21 protein-coding genes are annotated in these 19,631 nt (G+C 63.1%); 11 read left to right on the top strand and 10 right to left on the bottom strand.

The features are described 5' to 3' along the window. Window positions 1-125: 125 nt before the first annotated feature. Window positions 126-311, top strand: coding sequence for a hypothetical protein (locus CP556_RS00385; RefSeq protein WP_098723803.1), 186 nt, complete (start codon window positions 126-128; stop codon window positions 309-311). 56 nt (window positions 312-367) lie between these two features. Here the strand turns inward: CP556_RS00385 and hflX are convergent, their stop codons facing one another. After that, the gene (gene hflX, locus CP556_RS00390; RefSeq protein ID WP_098723804.1) at window positions 368-1,669 is read right to left on the bottom strand and encodes a GTPase HflX; all 1,302 of its coding nucleotides are present in this window, start codon (window positions 1,667-1,669) and stop codon (window positions 368-370) included. Window positions 1,670-2,191: 522 nt separating this feature from the next. Here hflX and CP556_RS00395 point away from each other — a divergent pair. After that, window positions 2,192-2,506, top strand: a complete 315-nt coding sequence (locus tag CP556_RS00395; RefSeq protein ID WP_098727227.1) for an FUN14 domain-containing protein — start codon at window positions 2,192-2,194, stop codon at window positions 2,504-2,506. Between the two features lie 51 nt (window positions 2,507-2,557). On the opposite strand, the gene CP556_RS00400 is transcribed toward CP556_RS00395, so the two are convergent. From CP556_RS00400 to CP556_RS00430, 7 genes are all read right to left on the bottom strand, one after another. Next, the gene (locus CP556_RS00400) at window positions 2,558-3,283 is read right to left on the bottom strand and encodes a ribosome assembly factor SBDS (protein WP_098727228.1); all 726 of its coding nucleotides are present in this window, start codon (window positions 3,281-3,283) and stop codon (window positions 2,558-2,560) included. Window positions 3,284-3,483: 200 nt separating this feature from the next. Next, complete coding sequence (gene psmA / locus CP556_RS00405; protein ID WP_098723805.1) at window positions 3,484-4,260, bottom strand: archaeal proteasome endopeptidase complex subunit alpha; 777 nt, start codon at window positions 4,258-4,260, stop codon at window positions 3,484-3,486. Between the two features lie 4 nt (window positions 4,261-4,264). Then, entirely contained in the window at window positions 4,265-4,750 is a 486-nt protein-coding gene (locus CP556_RS00410) for an Rpp14/Pop5 family protein (RefSeq protein WP_098723806.1), read from the bottom strand. A gap of 1 nt (window position 4,751) precedes the next feature. Continuing rightward, on the bottom strand, window positions 4,752-5,384 hold the full coding sequence (locus CP556_RS00415) for a class I SAM-dependent methyltransferase (protein WP_098723807.1): 633 nt from the start codon (window positions 5,382-5,384) through the stop codon (window positions 4,752-4,754). Further along, entirely contained in the window at window positions 5,368-6,072 is a 705-nt protein-coding gene (locus CP556_RS00420) for an RNase P subunit p30 family protein (RefSeq protein WP_098723808.1), read from the bottom strand. Before CP556_RS00420 ends, CP556_RS00415 begins: the two co-directional genes overlap by 17 nt. Before the next feature lie 345 nt (window positions 6,073-6,417). Then, window positions 6,418-7,236, bottom strand: a complete 819-nt coding sequence (gene tbsP / locus CP556_RS00425; protein WP_098723809.1) for a transcriptional regulator TbsP — start codon at window positions 7,234-7,236, stop codon at window positions 6,418-6,420. 400 nt (window positions 7,237-7,636) lie between these two features. Next, the gene (locus CP556_RS00430; RefSeq protein ID WP_098723810.1) at window positions 7,637-9,784 is read right to left on the bottom strand and encodes a hypothetical protein; all 2,148 of its coding nucleotides are present in this window, start codon (window positions 9,782-9,784) and stop codon (window positions 7,637-7,639) included. A gap of 165 nt (window positions 9,785-9,949) precedes the next feature. Here CP556_RS00430 and glyA point away from each other — a divergent pair, with 165 nt between their 5' ends. Beyond that, entirely contained in the window at window positions 9,950-11,197 is a 1,248-nt protein-coding gene (glyA, locus tag CP556_RS00435) for a serine hydroxymethyltransferase (RefSeq protein ID WP_098723811.1), read from the top strand. A gap of 135 nt (window positions 11,198-11,332) precedes the next feature. On the opposite strand, the gene CP556_RS26495 is transcribed toward glyA, so the two are convergent. Further along, window positions 11,333-11,464, bottom strand: a complete 132-nt coding sequence (locus CP556_RS26495) for a hypothetical protein (protein ID WP_255291378.1) — start codon at window positions 11,462-11,464, stop codon at window positions 11,333-11,335. Window positions 11,465-11,597: 133 nt separating this feature from the next. Between CP556_RS26495 and CP556_RS00445 the strand changes: the two genes are divergently transcribed. The 4 genes from CP556_RS00445 to CP556_RS00460 all read left to right on the top strand — a co-directional run bounded on the left by CP556_RS00445 (window position 11,598) and on the right by CP556_RS00460 (window position 14,883). Then, entirely contained in the window at window positions 11,598-12,536 is a 939-nt protein-coding gene (locus CP556_RS00445) for a hypothetical protein (RefSeq protein WP_098723813.1), read from the top strand. A gap of 99 nt (window positions 12,537-12,635) precedes the next feature. After that, entirely contained in the window at window positions 12,636-12,923 is a 288-nt protein-coding gene (locus tag CP556_RS00450) for a hypothetical protein (RefSeq protein WP_098723814.1), read from the top strand. A gap of 154 nt (window positions 12,924-13,077) precedes the next feature. Continuing rightward, window positions 13,078-13,890, top strand: a complete 813-nt coding sequence (locus CP556_RS00455) for an alpha/beta fold hydrolase (RefSeq protein ID WP_098723815.1) — start codon at window positions 13,078-13,080, stop codon at window positions 13,888-13,890. 99 nt (window positions 13,891-13,989) lie between these two features. After that, window positions 13,990-14,883: a bifunctional methylenetetrahydrofolate dehydrogenase/methenyltetrahydrofolate cyclohydrolase gene (locus CP556_RS00460; RefSeq protein ID WP_098723816.1), complete on the top strand. Its 894-nt coding sequence runs from the start codon at window positions 13,990-13,992 to the stop codon at window positions 14,881-14,883. Between the two features lie 85 nt (window positions 14,884-14,968). Here the strand turns inward: CP556_RS00460 and CP556_RS00465 are convergent, their stop codons facing one another. After that, window positions 14,969-15,694 carry a DUF7117 family protein gene (locus tag CP556_RS00465; protein ID WP_098723817.1) on the bottom strand — a complete coding sequence of 242 codons (726 nt, stop codon included), beginning with the start codon at window positions 15,692-15,694 and terminating at the stop codon, window positions 14,969-14,971. A 364-nt stretch (window positions 15,695-16,058) separates the two neighbouring features. Between CP556_RS00465 and CP556_RS00470 the strand changes: the two genes are divergently transcribed. From CP556_RS00470 to CP556_RS00480, 4 genes are all read left to right on the top strand, one after another. Further along, window positions 16,059-16,730, top strand: a complete 672-nt coding sequence (locus tag CP556_RS00470; protein ID WP_098723818.1) for a hypothetical protein — start codon at window positions 16,059-16,061, stop codon at window positions 16,728-16,730. 398 nt (window positions 16,731-17,128) lie between these two features. Further along, on the top strand, window positions 17,129-17,275 hold the full coding sequence (locus CP556_RS25690) for a hypothetical protein (RefSeq protein WP_176548075.1): 147 nt from the start codon (window positions 17,129-17,131) through the stop codon (window positions 17,273-17,275). A 499-nt stretch (window positions 17,276-17,774) separates the two neighbouring features. After that, on the top strand, window positions 17,775-18,050 hold the full coding sequence (locus CP556_RS00475) for a PadR family transcriptional regulator (RefSeq protein ID WP_098723819.1): 276 nt from the start codon (window positions 17,775-17,777) through the stop codon (window positions 18,048-18,050). Window positions 18,051-18,293: 243 nt separating this feature from the next. Continuing rightward, entirely contained in the window at window positions 18,294-19,592 is a 1,299-nt protein-coding gene (locus tag CP556_RS00480) for an MgtC/SapB family protein (protein WP_098723820.1), read from the top strand. Window positions 19,593-19,631 lie beyond the last annotated feature (39 nt).

Consider the following 19,631-nt stretch of genomic DNA (forward strand, 5'->3'; position numbering starts at 1 on the left):
ATCAAGAATTTATAAGCAGGGGTTACGACAGTGTCTGGTTTACGAAATATATTTGATTAGCTAAAAAGAGTATTTATATCAACCAAGCAAGTAATGGCTTTACCGACAGGGGACGATCGGTGGATATGATCTGGGAAGCAATACTTATCTTGGTTGGTGCGTTGAGCATCGTCATCGCTGGATCGTATATTGGCGGCAAGATGGCACTGCGCGCGTTCTTCGGACAGGAGTTTGTCGATTCAAAGAGCGGTGAATTCGTCCTCCCGGATTCCGCACGCGACGATACGACGGACAACGGAAATCAGCAGTGACGAGTGTTGAACAAACCCCGTTTTGTGAGCTTCGTCGAGAGAAGAGTCTCGATGATCTATGCCGATTCGGCCGCAGCCGTCCGCAGCTCGCTCGCGCGCGAGCGCGCCTGTGAAATGATTGCCTCTCGGGCCTCGAAGGAGACGACGACATCCTCGTCGCCGTAGGTGACATCGTCGACGTTCGCGTTGTCGTGGATCCACGAGACGACGCTCATGGTGTCCTCGGTCATCGGTAACACGAGCCGTTCTTCCACCCAGTCCGGCAGTTCGCGGTCGATCCGCTCGAGCAGGCCGTCGACGTTGAGCCCCTCTTTGGCGCTGACAGTCGCCGGGTTCGGCGCGAGCGACGAGAGGGCGTTGCGCTTTTCCGCGAGTTCCTCGTCGGTCACCTGATCGATCTTGTTCAGCACGGTCACGATCGGGGCCTCGTTGCGCTCGTAGAGGGTGTCGTGGGAGGTGACCAGCTTCTCGTGGATCTCGTCGATGGGCTCGCTGACGTCGACGACGAGCAAGACCAGATCCGCCCGGTACACCGAGTCCAGCGTCGACTTGAACGACTCGACCAGCCAGTGGGGGAGATCGCTGATGAACCCGACGGTGTCGGTCACCAGCACGTCCCGGCGGTCGATATCCGCGCGGCGGGTCGTCGTTCCTAGCGTCGTGAACAACTTGTCCTGAGACTCGGCCGTCGGGTCCAGATCGGGGTGGAGCTCCTCGTTCTCCTCGACCTCGAGATCGGTCGCGAGCTGGCGCAGCAGGGTCGACTTGCCCGCGTTAGTGTAGCCCGCGAGCGCGACCAGATCGAACCCGGAGTCGCGACGGCGCTGCCGGCGCTGCTGTTCGGTCTGCTCGATCCGCTCGAGTTCGTCGTTGATCCGGCTGATCTGGGACTTGATGTCCCGCTCGCGACTCTCGTCGTACTCGCCCAGCCCCATGAACCCGGGGTGTTCCTCGCGCTTGGCGAGGCTCGTCTTCGCCTCCGCTCGGGGCAGTTCGTACCGGAGCTCCGCCAGTTCGACCTGGAGCTGTGCCTTCCGGGTCTGGGCGCGTTGGCCGAAGATCTCGAGGATCAGCGTGAATCGGTCGACGACTTCGACGCCGTCGGGCAGGAGTTGCCCGAGGTTGTACATTTGGTAGGGGCCGAGCCGGTTGTCGAAAATGACGGTCGTGGCGTCGCTCTCCGCGACCAGTTCGGCCAGTTCCTCCGCTTTCCCTTCGCCGATCTGGAGAGCCGCGTCGGCCCGTCGGGACTGCGTGAGTTCGCCGACGACGGAATAGCCCGCCGCCCGCGCCAGGTCGCGGATCTCGCTCGTATCGGCGGTGCCTGAATCGACGCGTTTGACGATGATCGTGTTCATGCGAAACGGTGTGCGTCCCCCAGGCGCGTTCGGTCGTGTTCGTTCGAGCTGCGTCGCTCATCGATCCGACGGATCGCCGTTCGAACGCGGCGCTGGCGCCGACGGGGCGACCACCGTCGCAGTGAGTCGATAACGCTAACGATGCCGGTCGAACACCTCTGTTGGACGGACGCGTCTCATAGCGACTGGTACGCGGCGAACCGTCTTGAATCCAGTGCCCAACGCCGGCACCCGATTCGTTCGTCGCCACTGCGCGGGTCACCGACCGTGCTACTCGACCCACGACGAGCCACAGAGCGCTCAGATTGTCTGCCGTACCGATATCCCGGCACAACAGCACGATGGGTTACAGATGCTCCGGACCTGTCTGGCGATAGGCCGTCTCAGTCGTCGAGAAACACTATCAGCGGATGATGTGTCTGCCGAATTTACCGAAACCGGCCGACAAAACCACCCGACTGAATACGGACGGAATTCGCTCGACCACAACAGTCATAGGAACCGACTCGAATGGGAGCGGATATGATCGATCTCGATCTAACGACACTCGGCCTCGAGTTCGGGGGCGGCGCGCTTATCGGCGGTATCATCGGGTTCGCCACGAAAAAGATCGCGAAGCTGCTCGCGGTCATCGTCGGCGTCCAGCTGATGGCCTTTCGCTACCTCGAGTCGCAGGGAATCGTCGTCGTGGACTGGAATCGGCTTTCGGCCGGCATCCTCAAGACCCAAGAGCGTGCGCAGGGCGCAGACATTCACTGGGTTCAGTCGGTCCTCTCGACGCTGTCGATCGGCGCGGGCTTTACCGGTGGATTCCTGATCGGCTTTCAGCGCGGCTAGTCCGTGTGCCGGCCGCTGTGAACCCGCTCGAATCCCTATCAAATCCTCAGATTATCGCGTCTTCAGATCGTCCTTATCCTTGACGATCTCCGTCTCCGCGTTGCCGCTGGTGTGTTCGTTGACGGTGTCGTAGAACTCGTTTTGCAGTCCCGCCGGGAACGTCAGCACGCCGATCCACGAGCCGTCGTTTTGCCACTCTTCGCGCTCGAGGTCGCCGAACTGGCGGATCTTCGCCTGCGCGCTGCCGGCGTGGTCGGCCGGCACCTGCACAGCGACCGTGACCTCCTCGAATCGGATCGGAATCACCGGCCGCAGTGCGTCCAGGGCGTCGTCGACCTGCTCTTGGACGGGCTCCATCGGATCGACCGTGAAGCCGGCCTCCTCGAGGGCGTTCTCGATTCGTTCGGGCGGATGGGGCGCATTGTCCATCTGCGGGTTGACCGCGTTGCGCGTGATGGTGTCGATCAGCTGCCTGCGCTTTTGTTCTTGCATCTCGCGGCGCTGATCGGCCGTAATCTGAATCTCGCCGCGCTTGATCACTTCGGGGATGATCTCGAGGGGCTCGGTCGTCTCGAAGACCTTCTCGAGATCGCTTTCCGCGGGCCGATCGCCGCGGGAAGCGTCCTCGAAGACGTCCTCGGCGGCGATTACGTCCTCGAGTTCGCCGTCGAACTCGTCGCGTTTGATCTCCAGCGCTGCGTCCGGATCGACTAGCACTTCGAAGCGCGCTCCATGTGACTCGAGTCGCGCCGTCACGGCCTCGTCAAGCGAAATCATGAGTGACAGTTCCGCCGCCAATTAAAAGAGTGTTTCCCGAACTGTACCGATGATCTCGATCGGATCACGTCATGGTATCTCGAGTTCGATCCGTTTCAGCGCGGCTGAGACGTGGATAATCGGCGATTCGGTGCGAGGGGGCCGTACTCAGCCCGGTGAGTCGGAAAAACGGGAGTCGAAAACCGAAATCGGCGTCTCGATTACTCGGCAGATTCGTCGCCGGGCTCGTCCTCGTCGTCCTCGCCCGTATCGAGGAGGTCGTTCTCCTCGAGGTGGTCTGCGATCCGGTCCTGGTCGAACTGCTCGAAGGACTCGGTTTCGGCGTCGATGGTCGCCAGTCCCACTTCGCTGGGGAGCAGGGAGCCGTCGTTGACCGATGCGAGCGCGTCGAGGGCGAGCTGGATACCGCCGTCGAGGTCGGCCTCGTCATCGTAGTTCTCCTCGAGGTAGGTTTGGAGTTCGCCGCGGTCGGAACCGACGGCCAGGGCCTTCCACTCGTAGGGCGTCCCCGACGGATCGGTCTCGAACAGGCGCGGCTCGCCGTTCTGGATGCCGCCGACGATCAGCGCGACGCCGAACGGTCGAGCGCCGCCGACCTGGGTGTACTGCTGGATGTGGTCGGTGACTTCCTTGGTCAGCGTCTCGACGCCGATGGGCTCGCCGTAGCGCAGCTGGTTGACCTGCGTCTGGCGGCGGGCGAAGTCGATCAGCTGGCGGGCGTCGGCGACGTGGCCCGCGCTGGCGATGCCGACGTGGTCGTCGGCCTTGTGGATCTTCTCGACGCTCGAGTCCTCGAGCAGCGGGGAGGGAACTCGTTTGTCGACGGCGAGTACGACGCCGTCGTTCGTCCGGACGCCGATACTGGCTGTGCCTCGCTTGACCGCCTCGCGAGCGTACTCGACCTGGTAGAGTCGGCCGTCGGGCGAGAAGATCGTGATGCCGCGGTCGTACGCCTGCTGTTGTTGTTGTCCCTGCATAGTATCACACTAAATCGTAATCGAGGTCTGTCGCGCCCACGAACGCCTCATCGAGTCGCACGTCCCCACTGCCGTCCCGCAGGACGGCGACTCGCTCTTCGTTCCCGAACACGACGTTTCTCTCTTCGGATTCTTGCCCGTCGCGTCCTAAATAGTTTTCTTCAGCGGCCCGGATCGTGCCACTGATACCGCAGACTCGAATTCCGACGGGAGCGCCGTCGATCTCGTCGATACAGGCGAGTGCCGCCCGAGCGGGGTCGGTCTCTCCGCGGCGGACTTTGACGATCGCTTTCCCCGTTCCGTCGCCGAATTCGAACCTGACGACGCTCAGATCGGCGTCGGCGCTACCCGGATCGCCCAGCAGGTTCTGGCCCGCATACCACAGTTCACGCTGGAGTGACCGACGGCCGATTCGTTCGTCCGGCCACGTTTCGAGTTCGATAGCGAGATACCGCCAGCGCGGGCGAAGGTGTTTCGGAAGGTGTTTCATGTTACTCTTCGGCCGTCGCGTCGACCGCAGTCGGACTCCGCTCGGCGACCAGCACACCGACCTGCTCGTGAACGCGCTCGACCGCCGTCAGCGAGAAGCCCGCGTCTGTGAAGGCGTCCGCGAGCATTCCAACCGTCGCCGGATCGTCGACTTCGGGCGAGTAGAATGGGTCGTCCGGATCCGACTCGCCGAAGAACATCACGTCCCCGAGGACGAATTTGCGGGGTTCGAGGTCGGCGATGACCGCGATCGCCTCGCGCTTTTCGGCGTCCGAGAGGTGGTGCAGGGCGAAGTTCGAGGTGACCAGATCGAGTTGGCCGTCGTAGTTCGGTTCGCGAAAGGTTCCACGGTCGAACTCGAGGTTCGTGAGACCATCATCGTCGGCCTTCCGCTCGGCTTCGGCCAGCATCTCCTCGCTGATATCGCGACCGACGACCTGGTCGGCGTCGGGGGCGAGCGCCAGTGCGATCGCGCCCGTCCCGGTCCCGAGGTCGAGGACGATGTCGTCGGACTCGGGCGCGGCGTGTTCCACGACGAGGTTTGCGCAGGCGCGGTACTCGTCGGATTTCGAGTCGTCGTACTCGCCGGCCTTCTCGTCGAACCGGGCGGCGTGTTCCTCAAGAGTCTTCTTCATACCTACCTCGTTCGACCCCCGGCTCAATGAACGACTCGGAGTTGATGTGGCGATTCCGCTCGGCCAGCCGCCCCCACTCGGCGAGGCCGTCCTCGATGAATTCTCGCGCAAACCCGATCTCCTCGCCGAGCGCTTTCAGTTCGCGGGGGGCCCGCAACTCGAGGTGTGAGGTCGGGTCGGCGCTGACGACGTATGGTGCGTCGTAGTGATTGACGATCTCCCGGAGCTTCCGCAGGGATTGAATGATTCGGACTCGGCGGCCGCCGCTCTCTCGGAGCACGCCGGAGAGGTCGAACTCGAGGCGAACGCCGTTCTCGACGGCGGCCTTCACGAGCACGTGGTTGACATCCCCGTTGCCGGCCATCGGATGCGCGAGCACGTCGACCTTCGACTGTTCGACGGCGAAGCGGTTCAGCGCGTTCGTGCCGCCGTGGATCGCGACGATGGTTTCAGATGTCCGATGATTTCCGACCGCGCCGCTGGCCTGTTGTCGATCGTCGGCGCGGATCTCGACCCCCTCGACCACGTCGATGCCGTACTCCTCACGGATCCGTTCGGGATCGTACGCCGCTGGTGTGTCAGCGTGATTGCGCACGACCACGCCTTCGAAGCCGTAGTCGGCCGCCGTTTTTGCGAATCTGGCGACCGTGCTCTTCCCGTCGGGGTGGGCGTAGACGGCTTCGTACATACTCGAACCCTCTCGCGGCGGTGACTTGGGGTTTGCGCCATGGAACTCGCGGTCAAAGCGAATAGAAAACGCGGTGGCCGGGAACGCGGTTCGAACGATAGTGAGAATCGCGTAACCCGGGGGAGGGCAGGCCGTTTCCCGTTACGACCGCGAGCGAGTGAAACGAGCGAGCGGGCCGACGACTGATGTGGAGACTCGCAACGCGAGTCGGAACGGAAGGAGGAGTGCTTTTAATCGAATCTGAGCGGATCGAAGCTCCGCGAGGTCCAAAAGAGCGCGAAGCGCTCTTTTGAAGATTTTGCCGAGGGCGCGGCAAAGCCGCGCCCGCAGAGCAAAACTTCGGTTCTAGTTAAGAATGGACTGTGCCACAGTAGCCAGCTGGCCGTTGTCGGCCTCGCTGAGTCGCTCGTCGCCGATCTTGAGGCGCAGACGCGGTCGGCCGACATCGATCGGGACCTTCTCGGTGTCGATCAGGCCCATGTCCTCGAGCTTGGTCTTCGTTCGGGAGAACGTCGCCTTGGAGGCGATTCCGACATCCTCGCCCCACTTGCTGATGTCGTAGAGCAGCGCCTCGTTCTTGGCCGCAACGAGCAGCGAAATGGTGACCTCGTCGAGGCCGTCGCCGTCGCCGCGAGCGGTCTCGAGCGAGTCGAGGATCGACGCGAAGTCGGCCTCGGCTTCCGGACTGATCTCGTCAGCGAGGGTTTCGCGGACGTCCGTGATCGGGGGCGTCCGGAGGTTGAAGTCGGATGCGTCCTCCCAGCGGCCCGCATAGGTGTCGTAGGTGTCTGTGACGAAGCTCTCGTCGTCGGTGATGAGCCCGCCGACGCGGTCGCCGGCGTGGACGACGGCGACGACGCGGTCGTCGGTGACAAGTAGCGAGTTCTCGGGAGCCTGCTCGAGCGTCCGCAGCGAGAGCGCGCCCTCGCTGATGAGGTCGGCCGCGTTCGAGGCGACGATGAAGTCGTCCATGATCTCTTTCAGTGTCCGTTCATCGGCGAGCATGTGTACCGACGGCAGGTCGCTGTCGAACGCCGTCGCGACGGAAACGAACTCTTCGATCGCTTCACGAGACGGGTTGACCATGTATACGTCGCCGCTTGCCTCCTCGAGAACCGACTCGAGGATATCGTCAATCTGGTGGTTGAGTAAATTCGAAGTCATGCCTATACAGAAGTAATCGGGACCGTAGCACTTAATTTTGGTGGCCGTTCGCACAGCAGAACTTCTCGTCTCCCCCATAAACCGGTAATTTTTGTCTCATAACCCATTAGTTCGCCGATAGGATCCCGATGACACTTACAGCGTTGGAGACTCGGTCAGCGATGGACGAGACAGTGAGATGATAGTACGGGCGGGGGAAGAAATATTCGGGTTCTAACAATAATTATATACCGGGAACGTGTTATTACGATATCGTATGGGTGTTCGAGACAGCCAACCGCGGTCGATCGCACGCGAGCTAGCCGACTGGGCACGAACCGGACTACAAACCGACGGATCGTCGCAGAACGTCACGATGCGGGCGAAACGTGTCAGTACGTACGGCGGACCGTAGGATCACTCACTGATCGAACCGGGGCCACAGCTCTTTCGACCAGTAGATGTCTCCGTCGTATATCACGGACGCTTCGGTCTCTTTGAGCATCGTTACGAGTTCCGACGCGGTCAGCCTGAATGTCGATTCGTTGCCGCAGAGATAGGCGTACTCGTTGGTCTCGGTGTGCGGGTAGTAGTACGACCCGGTCGCTCGCGTCGAGTAACAGTCGACGCCCAGCAGATACTCCTCGTCGCCCTCGTCCGCGAGTTCCTCGAGCGTCACGGTCGTCGGTGGCTCGTGTTCGCCTTGCGTGAGCGAGTGCGTGCCGTCGCCGACGACGGCGTAGTCCTTGCCCATCATGATACGCCGGCGTGCGAGTCCCATCGCCCGTTCGATGCTGAAGCCGTGGACCAGCAGTTTGGCGAACGTCGAGCCGACCTTGACGGCGTGGTCGTTCAGAACCTTGGTGACCGTGACCGCGCCGGCGACGCTGCCCTTCTCGATCAGTGCTCGCCCCTCGTAGAAGGAGCCACAGGCATTGAGGAAAAACGTTTGCGCGCGACAGCGATCGAGGCTCGAGGCCGCGAGCGTCCCGTCCGGACAGCACAGCCCGCCGGTTTCGCAGTGGCCGATGTAGTGGACGAAGTCGTGATCGTCCTCGAGGAGGCGGGCGAGGGCGGCCGTCTCGAGAGATTCCTCGACGGTGATGTCCATCGTCAACTCCTCGGAGCGTTGTCGATAGATCTCGGCGACGTGGTCGTGTTCGCCGGCCATCTCCGGATCGTTGAGGACGACGCAGATGGAGGTCGAATCACTCTCTCGCTCGAGGAACTCGAGGCGGTTGCGGTAGGCTGCTGGCGCGGATTTGAAGACGTCGATCGGAACGCCGTCGGCGAGCCAGCCGTGGGTTCGACCGCTCCGGAGGTCGGGTTTGACGATCTCCACCGACGCGACCCGCCCAGTGCTCGCTCTGGTCGCATCGGATCCGTAACGGCGTTTCGTCCACTCGCAGTCCGAATTGTCGCCCCGATAGAAATCCTCGAGCGAGCGTTCGACCAGCTCTCGCCCCTCGAGTTCGGATGTCCGGGGGGTATAGATCATGCTCAGTCGATCGAGCAAGAACGGGATCGTTTCGACGCTCTGGTACTCGGGTGCGACGTACGTCGAGAGGTGCCACTCCGGGAGCCGATGCTTGATCGCCGCGTAGGGCACGTCGAGGTAGGTCGCCAGCCGATCCTGTGGCGACGCCTCGTACAGCGTCTCGGCGTCGATCTCGAGGGCTTCGAGCAGGCTGAGCTCCGAGAGGGTCGTCGCGTAGGGGCCGGCGTTGCGGACGAGACAGTCGAGAAAGAACGTCTTCCGGAGCAGCCGCTCGACGTCGCGCTCGAGGTCGGGCATCGGCGAGAGCTCCGTCTCGATCGCGTGGTCGACGAGTCGGAGACGCGGTCGGACGGTGCCCGAACCTGTTCGGCGGCCGAGCGCGTCATCGGTCGTGCGGACTGTCGCTTGGAGGTAGTACGCCAGCGGGGCGGTGACGAACAGCGACTCGTAGTCGGGAGGGACAACCAGTTCGATCCCGTGATCGGGCGTGTCAGACCGGATGCAGTCGGAAATCTCGAGGGTATCGCCGCGTTCGATCAGGGACGGGTGGCCCCGAAGCGTCGGGTACGAACGGTCTGGATTGTCCGTCTTCTGTGAAGCGGCCATGTGCGTGATCGCGTCGGCGACGGCCGACGGGGAGTCGGGGACGGTGATCGTCCCCGCGGGAAACTCGTGACGACAGCGGAAGCCGAGAATAACGCGGGTTCGGTTCGGAAAGGAGACGACGATCTCCTCGTAGTCGTCGGTCTTCTCGATCCGCACCGCGCCGGAAAAACGCAGGTACGCTTTGATCTCCGTATCGACATCGACGACGTACTCGTCGGGCGACAACGCGAGCGGTTCGCCGGCGGGATCGAGTTCGTACTGTTCGTCGAGACCAAGCGAGAACGCGTACACCACCGCGTGCGGGAACCGAAGTTCGTCGGTCGTCACGACGACCGTCTCGTCGACCGGGCGCGGGATATCGACGTCGGCGGTATCGACGCTGAGATCGGATCCGTCGACCGTCAGCTCCGCGTTGTCGGCGTCGGTGGCGTGGAGGGTGTCGCCGTTGACCGCCCACTCGATCATTCGGTTGGCTGAATGTCACTCCGGTAAGTTAGTTGTATCGGGGTGTCACCGAGTACCAAACTATTGCCAATAACCGTTCGGATCCGTCGTGTCGCGGGCCGCCGGTAGTGGCTCGATTTGCCGGGGAAGGGTACACTTATACAGCCGCCAGACCGCACTTCGAACATGGACCACGACCAGGTTCGGGACGTCGATCCCGCCGTCGCCGACGCGCTCGAGGGCGAGGTAGACCGTCAGCGAGAGACGTTACAGATGATCGCCAGTGAGAACCACGCCAGCGAGGCTGTCATCGACGCGCAGGGAAGCGCCCTGACGAACAAGTACGCCGAGGGCTATCCCGGCGAGCGTTACTACGGCGGCTGCGAGTTCGCCGACGAGGTCGAGGAGTTGGCCATCGACCGCGCGACGGAGCTGTTCGGCGCGGAACACGTCAACGTCCAGCCCCACTCGGGCACTCAGGCCAACCAGGCCGTCTACTTTGCAATGCTCGAGCCCGGCGACAAGATCCTCTCGCTGGATCTCAATCACGGCGGTCACCTCAGCCACGGGCACCCGGCGAACTTCACGGGCCAGCTCTACGAGGTCGAGCAGTACGAGGTCGACCCCGAAACGGGCTACATCGACTACGACGACCTCGCCGAGCACGCCACCGAGTTCGATCCCGACATCATCGTCTCGGGCTACTCCGCGTACCCCCGCGAGATCGAGTGGGAACGCATTCAGGACGCCGCCGACGACGTCGATGCGCTCCACCTCGCGGATATCGCCCACATCACCGGTCTCGTGGCCGCCGGCGTCCACCCGTCGCCGGTCGGCATCGCCGACTTCGTCACCGGCTCGACCCACAAGACCATCCGCTCGGGTCGCGGCGGCATCGTCATGTGCGACGAGGCGTACGCCGACGACATCGACGCCGCCGTCTTCCCCGGCGGGCAGGGCGGTCCGCTCATGCACAACATCGCCGGCAAGGCTGTCGGCTTCAAGGAAGCCCTCGAGCCCGAGTTCGAGGACTACGCCGAGCAGACGGTCGCGAACGCGAAAGCGCTCGGCGAGAGTCTCTCCGAGAATGGCCTCTCGCTGGTCTCGGAGGGCACCGACAACCACCTCGTGCTCGTCGACCTGCGCGACAGCCACCCCGATACCACCGGCGGCGACGCCGAAGAAGCGCTCGAGGACGCCGGCATCGTCCTCAACGGGAACACGGTTCCCGGCGAGACCCGCTCGCCGTTCAACCCGAGCGGAATTCGCGCCGGCACCCCGGCGCTGACCACGCGCGGTTTCGACGAGGAGGACTGCCGCATGGTCGGCGACCTGATCGCTCGCGTCGTCGACGAACCCGAGGACGAGGCCGTTATCGAGGACGTTCGCGCGGACGTCGCGACGCTGTGCGACGAAAATCCGCTGTACGAATAGAAGAGCCGGCGGACACGAGGGCGGCTCGACGCGTTCCGTCGGATCCGGTCACCGACTCGTTCGTCTGTCTCCATCGCGGTCGGGGGCCGTTCGGAGCAGTCGGTCGCGTCAGACTTCGGGGATCCCGGGTGGTTCCTAGCCGACTAATACGACTGCAAGTAAACCGACAGCGATCACCGCGGCCAGCGTGATCGCGACGACGAGACCGAAACCGACGACCGGCGAGAGGGAGGCCACCGAATCGCGTGTCGTCGATCTCGAAGCCATGGTCGTTTCGTAGAGCGCGGACGGCAAGAACGTACGCTTCGACTCAGTGTTCGATTCGGACTCCGAGCGCGTGCCCCGTCGCCTGTCACTCGCCGGCACGCGCTTTTTCATCCGGCTGGCCGTACCGCCGCCAATGTCCACGCGTCCGACCGGAACCATTCTGGACGACGACCGGTTGCTCGAGCTCCGGGAAACCGACGAGACGGCGGCCTCGGAGCTGGCGGTCGAGGTGACGCCGGTGGCCGAGTTCATGGGTGCCTCGAGCGGCGATCAGATCGACTGGGACGTCGACCAGCACGAGGACCAGCCGATGCTCGTCTTCAGCGGGATCGAGGACGCGGCGACCGCCGACGCACCCTACCCACGGGAGCTCCGCGAGGAAAACGGCGAGATCGTGGCACCCGTCCCCGACCCGCTGGTGCGCGCCGAGCCGCCCGCGGGGCTGGGGATCGCGCTCGAGGTGTACGACGCAGGTCGACCGCTGCTGTTCGACGCCATCACGGTCGGCGAGACGATCGGATTAATTCCGATCCGCTTCGACGATGGGGAAGCCTACCGCCCCGAACCGCTGCCGGACGTGGCGGACGACAGCGACCCCGTCGCGGAGGAAGTCATCGAACGCGAGGACCGCGGCGATCCGACGCCCCGTCCGGAGACGATGGACGCGCCGATCGATCCCGACGTGCTCGAGTCGACCCTCGCCGAGGCCGACGACAGCTCCGAGGCCGACGTGATCGGGATCCTCGAGGCCGTCGAGACCCACGACCTCGTCGGGACGGGCGACCACGTCGCCGGCGTCCCGCCGCTGTCGGTCGACGAGCGAGCCGTCTGCCTGCTGCCCGAGGACGTCTGGACGGAGCGATTGGGGCCAGAACTCGAGGCCGAGGGCGTCGATGTCACTACGGACGCGCTGGCGGTCGCCCGAGAGACACACGACCGACAGGCTCGAGCGTTGATCGACGCGGCCGAGACGACCGAGTACGAGGGGGTCGTGGACGAGTACGCGCTGGTCGTGACCAACGCGCGAGACACGACGGAGTGGGACGTCGCCGAACCGGGGATGAACCGCTAACGGTTGGGTTTTCGACATCCGCCTGCGTCTAACGATTCAGGAATTCTCCTCGCTCTTTATACGCCTCCCACGAACAAATTAGATGCCCGCTGCATTACTATGACAAACACGCAATCGGAAATAGCCGTTACGTTCAATCCGCAGGAATGGGCCGACTCACCGGGCCACGTCCACGACGGGGCAGAGAAACAACTGACTCCCGCCGAAGAGCGCGACTCGGTGACGTACGTCGTGCCGTGGGCAGACGGAACTGACGAGGAGGGAACCGTCTTTCCGGACAAATCGTACGAAGCGAATCAGTTACAATCTCACGCTACGGCTCCGGATTGGGTCCAGAACTGGGAGGGGCCATACTACATCCGAACGAAACCAGTCGACGACGAGTAATAGCCTGCAGGCCGAACAGGCCGAATGCCTCGAGGGAGAGTAGTTCACACTGATCGGCAGCTGCGTTTTTGCACCGGCTCCGCGAGAGAGACGAGAACAGTTCGTCCAGTAGAATGACGTATCCTTTTCAGGGAGCTGCTCGTTAGCAGTTCGCATGGGAAACGAGACGGCCACGGAGATGTACCGGACCAGAACCGACGCGCTGACGACCGACGTTGGCGAGGGCCAACCCGTCGTCTTCGCGCACGGAACGCTGATGGATCGGACGATGTTCGCGCCCCAACTCGAGGCTCTGCGAGACGAGTATCGGGCCGTCGCCTACGATCTGCGGGCGCGAACGGATCGGTACGCGCCGGGCTACGACCTGTGGGATCTGGTCGACGACTGCGACGCGCTGCTCGACGGAATCGGCGAGGAAAGCGCCGTCATCGCCGGCATGTCGATGGGCGGCTTCATGGGGCTGCGATTCGCCCTCGAGTACCCGGAGCGCGTCGACGGCCTCGTCCTGATCGACTCGATAGCTACCCCCCATCCCGACGAAGAGCGCGCGGAGTACAGCGCGCTCGTGGAGCCCTACGAGGACGTGCTCGAGCCGATGCCCCGCGAGATCGCGGAGGGGTCGACGGCCGAACTGTTCGGCGAGACGACGCTCGAGGAGAACCCCGACCTCGTCGAGACGTGGGTCGATCGCTGGGCGACCTATCCCGGGAAGGCCGTCTACCACGAGCTCAACTCGTGGCTCGGTCGCGAGGACCTGACCGATCGACTCTCGGAGATCGACGTCCCGACGCTCATCGTCCACGGCGAAGAGGATTCGACGCTCCCGCCATCGCGGGCCGAGCCGATGCTCGAGGAGCTACCCGACGCCGAGATGGAGCGGGTTCCGGCGGCGGGTCATTCTTCGAACCTCGAGCAAGCAGGGCCAGTCAACGACGCGATCAGGGCGTTCCTCGACGACCGGTTCTGAGACCGATATATACACGAACATGTATATTGGTTCCGTTTCTTGACCGATTCTGCGCACGAATCCGGGGATTAATGGGCCTCGCGGTCGCCCACTCGAGTAATGACCGAGATCATCGACGGCAACGCCGTCGCGAGCGAGATTCGGGACGATCTGACCGATGCGATCGAGACCCTCGCGGACGCGGGTTCGCGGCCGGGGCTGGCGACCGTGCTGATGGGCGACGACCCCGCGAGCCAGACCTACGTGAACATGAAACAGCGCGACTGCGAGGAGGTCGGCATCGAGAGCCACCACGTCGATGTCGCCGGCGACGCGCCGCCAGAGGAACTGTTCGACACCATCTCCGATCTCAACGACAACGACGACATCCACGGCTACATCGTCCAGGCACCCGTCCCGGACCACGTCGACTACCGCAACGTGATCCGTCGCGTCGACCCAATCAAAGACGTCGACGGCTTTCACCCGGAGAACGTCGGCCGACTGGTCGCCGGTGACGCTCGGTTCCGGCCCTGTACGCCACACGGGGTACAGAAGTTGCTCGAGTCCGCCAACATCGATCCCGAGGGAAAAGACGTGACCATCGTCGGCCGCTCGGACATCGTCGGCAAGCCCCTCGCCAATCTGTTGATCCAGAAGGCCGAGGACGGCAACGCGACGGTGACGGTCTGTCACTCCCGAACAGACGACCTCGCCGCGAAGACGCGCAGTGCGGACATCGTGGTCGCGGCGGTGGGCGTCCCCGAACTCATCGACGGCTCGATGCTCGAGGACGGGACGGTCATCATCGACGTCGGCGTCAACCGGGTCGACGCGGATACGGAGAAGGGGTACGAACTCGTCGGCGACGTCGAGTTCGAGAGCGCCAAGGAGAAGGCGAGCGCGATCACGCCCGTCCCCGGCGGCGTGGGTCCGATGACCCGCGCGATGTTGCTCTATAACACGGTCAAAGCCGCGAGCCTGCAGGAAGACGTCGCCGTCGAACTTCCCTGAGTTTCTGGAATCCCCCGACATCCTGCAGTCTGTTCGTCGTCTCTGATTTCACCGGTCGTCGACTGGATCGCTCGCTCCCCGCCGATCAGTCGATCGAGCCGAACTCGAGGCCGTCCAGTCGTTCTTGTGCCTGCGAGAACGCGAATTCGTCGCCGCGGAGGCCGTTCGCTAGGTTGCGCGTCGCCGCGACGAGCCGCTCGGCGGTCCGCGGATCGACGTCGCCGTCGAGCATCCGGATGCGCGTGACGTGTTCGCCGAGGGTCTCGAGCGCGCTCCGTTCGCTCGCGGTCAGTTCCCGGTCGTCGGCCCAGGTCCGGACGTCGCGGCGGTACTCCCGGACGGCGTTCGCGTACGCGAGCCCGCGGGCCGCCCGCAGTGATCGCGGGACGTCCTCGGCGGGCGGGCGCTCGCTCTGATCGGCGTCTCGGAGCAGCGAGAGGAAGTACAGTTCCTCGCGGTCCTCGAGGCGAATCTCGCGCGCGACGATGTCGGCGACGTGGAGCAGTTCGATCGCGGCGAGATAGGTGTCGTCGAGCTCCCGAAGGGTGCCGGCGTTGACGAATCCGCGGCGGCGCACGTACTCGCGACAGCGATCTCGGGCCCGCTCGGCGAGGTCGTCGGTTCCGATCTCGTCGATCGCGTTCCGAACGGGTGTGAGATCGAACGCCACCTGCATGTCGGTGTGTTCGGTACGTTCGTCGACCCCGACGCTGCGCAGACTCCCGCAGGCAGGACAGCCCACGCTGCCGGTCTCGTAGTACGACCAGCGAGTCTCACACTCCGTGCACTCGCGCTCGCCCCGGATTTTCATGCGTGTCGCTACGACCGGCGCACAAAAAGGGTCACCGAACCCGAACCGGTGACGACATCACCGCGTCGACCGAGGCCTCGATCGTCCGCCTCGAGCCGACGGAGATGGCACTCGGTGAATACGAGACAGTGACGCCGTTCGCTCGAATTGGCAGTTTTAAACCATAATTCGCTGTTGGGCTTCGCAATCGGCCGGCCGACCGTCCGGTCTCGCTCCTGAGCGCCGTGTATCTCGGTTGTTGTTTGCACCGTGACGGTCCCGATATAGATGACTGTAATCGACAATATAGCGTCTCTCAATGGGGTATTAACGGGCTGCAGGAGCAGACCACATCGAAACCAGCCGGAACGTTCTATCCAGATCTATGTCTCGCAACAGACTAACCCGACGATCGTTCGTGACCGCGGCAGGAACAGCGAGTGCGATTGCACTGGCCGGCTGTGCCGACAGCGGTCCCGGTGGGAACGAATCGGAGGACGACCCGGAAGACGGATCCGAGAACGAGTCGGGGGACGAAACCGGCGACGACGAAACGTACGCGCTGACCGTGACCGTCGAAAACGACCAGGGACCGGTCGAAGGCGCGACCGTCACCCTCGAGCAAGCCGGGATGACCGGCGGAGGTGAGGGCACCACCGGTAACGAATCGGACAACGAGACATCGACCGACGGAATCGGCAACGAGTCCGATGGCGGAATCGGCAACGAATCGGACAACGAGTCCGACGGCGGAACCGGTAACGAATCGGAGAACGAAACCACGACCGACGGTGGTGCGACGGACATCGGTCAGAGCTTCCCGATGGAAGACGAGACCGACGAGAACGGCGAGGTCGAATTCGAGGAACTCGAGGACGGCGAGTACACCGTCACCGCAGAAAACGAGGGCGAGGAGACCGAAGACGACGTCGAAATCGACGGCGACGACGAGGAAGTTACGTTGACGTTCGGCGAGGGCGACACGACCGGCAACGAATCCGAGTCGGGCAACGAGACCGACACCGGAGACAACGAGACGAACGGGACCGGCAACTAACCGGTTTCCGCTGGTCTCTGTCGCGGGAACCGTGTCCCGTCCCGTCGCGACCCGTCGTGTCGACCAGTGCCACGAACGAACGCTGCCGAAATCCCCCTCTGCGTCGGTGATACCGTCGGTCGCCGCGGTTCGTGTATCGATTACAACGGTCGCTCGATTCGGTTGCCGACGATCGCTACAACGCACTCGAGCGATCTCCGGATCCCGACTGACGACACACCGAGCGACGGTTCCCGCTGACTGCAACCCGTTTGCAACCGTTTCGCAACGGAACGCTCGGTTTCGTGACGAAACAGTGCGGTCACCCGGCCCACCCGCTGTGGAACGCCTCGAGCCACTCGAGATACCACCGGACGACGTGTGGCGGTTTTTTGTCTCGCCGGCCGATAGTGACGGGTATGCGCGACGAAGAAGAAGTCCGAGAGCAATACGAGTTCATCAAAGAGCACCTCGAGAGCGACGAGATGCGCCACGACGGCGTCGAACAGATGTTTACCTACTATAAACGGGCGCTGGGTTGGGTACTGGAAGAGGAACACATCTGAAGGCATCGGAGCCGGGAGATCTGACCGCAAAGACGGATAATCGAGGAGAAATCCCCTCATTCAGGGCAGGGAGGATGCCAATCGTTGTCGTTACATTTAAGTACACACAACAAAATCTTCTACGTGACGCTTCGCTTGGAGGGCCGAAGCGTCAGCGGGGACCAATTCAGGGCGGCAAGCGATCGCGTGACATTTTTCCGTCACGCGATCTGCTTTCCTGTTTCAGATACCGTAGCACGTAGTGGCGAAACTTCGTTCTAATCGCACTCACTGGAGCCTGATACCAACGTCTGTGTGCAGTATAATCGTACCGAAACAAAATGCATGTACTGTAAACATGAACCCCGAATTATGGGAGATTCATCGGATGATTCGTCACGGGCGTTATGGATATCTCTCGCACGAAACGACGCGTCTCGCTGGTAATAGCCTGCTTTCGCTCGTAACAACCCGATAGCCTTATTAAAATTCGACAGTAAGTACGATTGGTACTTTCCCAATGTACGACCTGACAGGATTTCAGCGTGACTTGCTCTATGTCATCGCTGGCGAGGACGAACCTCACGGACTGGCGATCAAAGATGAACTCGAACAGTACTACGAGAAGGAGATCCATCACGGTCGGCTCTATCCCAATCTCGACACCCTCGTCGACAAGGGTCTCGTCGAAAAGGGCCGCCGAGATCGTCGAACGAACTTCTACACGCTCACCCGCCGCGGTCGCCGCGAACTCGAAGCCCGCCGCGAGTGGGAGACACAGTACGTCGAGCTATAGCAGTACGTCGAGCTGTATCGCGGTCGCCCCGTTCGATCGCTACCATGATCGCCGTCCGAAACGTCCGATGATATAACAGATAGCCATCAGTATCGTATTGTCGTCCCTCGTCTGTTCTGGGATCGTCCGATTGACGACACCGTCGCCGCGTCGCTCCCCGTTGGTTCACGGCGTCGGATCCACCGGTTGACACGTGCCACAGTCGGCAGGTCGCTTATATACGATCACGGTGAACCATCAGGAGTGAACGAGGTCGCGCTGCAGGTTGCCGACGCGCCGCTCGAGGAGACGGTCGTTCGGATCGCGCTGGCCGGCGCGCTGGGGATGTTTCTCGGGCTCGAACGCGAGTGGTCCCAGAAGTCCGCCGGGATCCGAACGTTCTCGCTGATCAGCCTGCTCGCCGCCGTCTTTACCGTCCTCGTCGTCGAAACCGAGGGCGTCATCGGGGAGAGCCTTCTGGTGCTCGGCGGCGTGCTCGTGATCGTCCAGGGCGTGTTACTCGCAATCCAGGGTCTCATGAGCGAGGACGACGCCGGGCTCTCGCTGACGACGTCGGTCTCGATGCTCGTCGCCTACGGGGTCGGCGCGCTGGTCACCGTCGGCTTCATTCTCGAGGGAGTCACCGTCGCCGTCCTCTCGTCGCTGTTGCTCGTCTTGAAGCGAGAGCTCCACGAGTTCGCGTGGGGGCTCTCCCATCAGGAGATGCGCTCGACGACCGAGTTCGCCATCCTCGCGTTCGTCATCTACCCGATTCTCCCTGCCGAAACGACCGTCGAGTTCGCCGGGCTGGCGATCCCGCTCGAGCCGCAGGTCATCTGGCTGATGGTCGTGGCCGTGGCGGGAATCGGGATCGCCAACTACGCGATCGTCTCCACCTACGGCGGTCGCGGGATCGCAATCACCGGCTTCTTCGGCGGGCTGGCCTCCTCGACGGCGGTCGTCGGGACGATGCTCGATCACGTCAATCAGCGGCCCGAGGCGTCCTCCTACGCCGTCGCTGCCATCTTGCTCGCGAACGCTGCGATGGCCGCGCGAAACCTCGCGATCGCGGTCGGCTTTACCGCCGGGAGCGGCTCCGAGATCCTCCTCGAGGCGATCGTTCCGCTCGGGGCCGTCATCGTCCTCGCGTTCGCCATCGCCGCACTCACTGCCGACTGGAGCGAGTCCGGTCCGATGGACCTCGAGAGTCCGTTTTCGCTGCAAAACGCGCTCGGCTTCGGGGCCGTCTTCCTCGTCGTCCTCGTGTTCGGCTCGCTGGCAGAAACGTGGTTCGGCACGCTGGGCTTCTACGCGACCGCGGTCGCGAGCGGCTTCGTCTCGAGTGCCGGCGCGACCACGTCGGCGGTCGTCCTCTACCGTGGCGGGCAACTGGGTGCCGCCGAGGCGACGATCGCTATTTTGCTCGCGACGGTCTCGAGCATCGTGGTCAAGGCACTGCTAGCGGCGACGTCGACGAACGACGGCTTCCGGAACCGGGTCGCCATCTACAGTACGATCCTGCTGATCGGCGGCGCGCTCGCGTCGGTGCTCGTCGTCGTATAACGATTCGTCCATCGTCGTATAGCGGTCAGTAACTTTACC

The organism is Natrinema sp. CBA1119 (genome assembly GCF_002572525.1).
GTDB lineage: Archaea > Halobacteriota > Halobacteria > Halobacteriales > Natrialbaceae > Natrinema.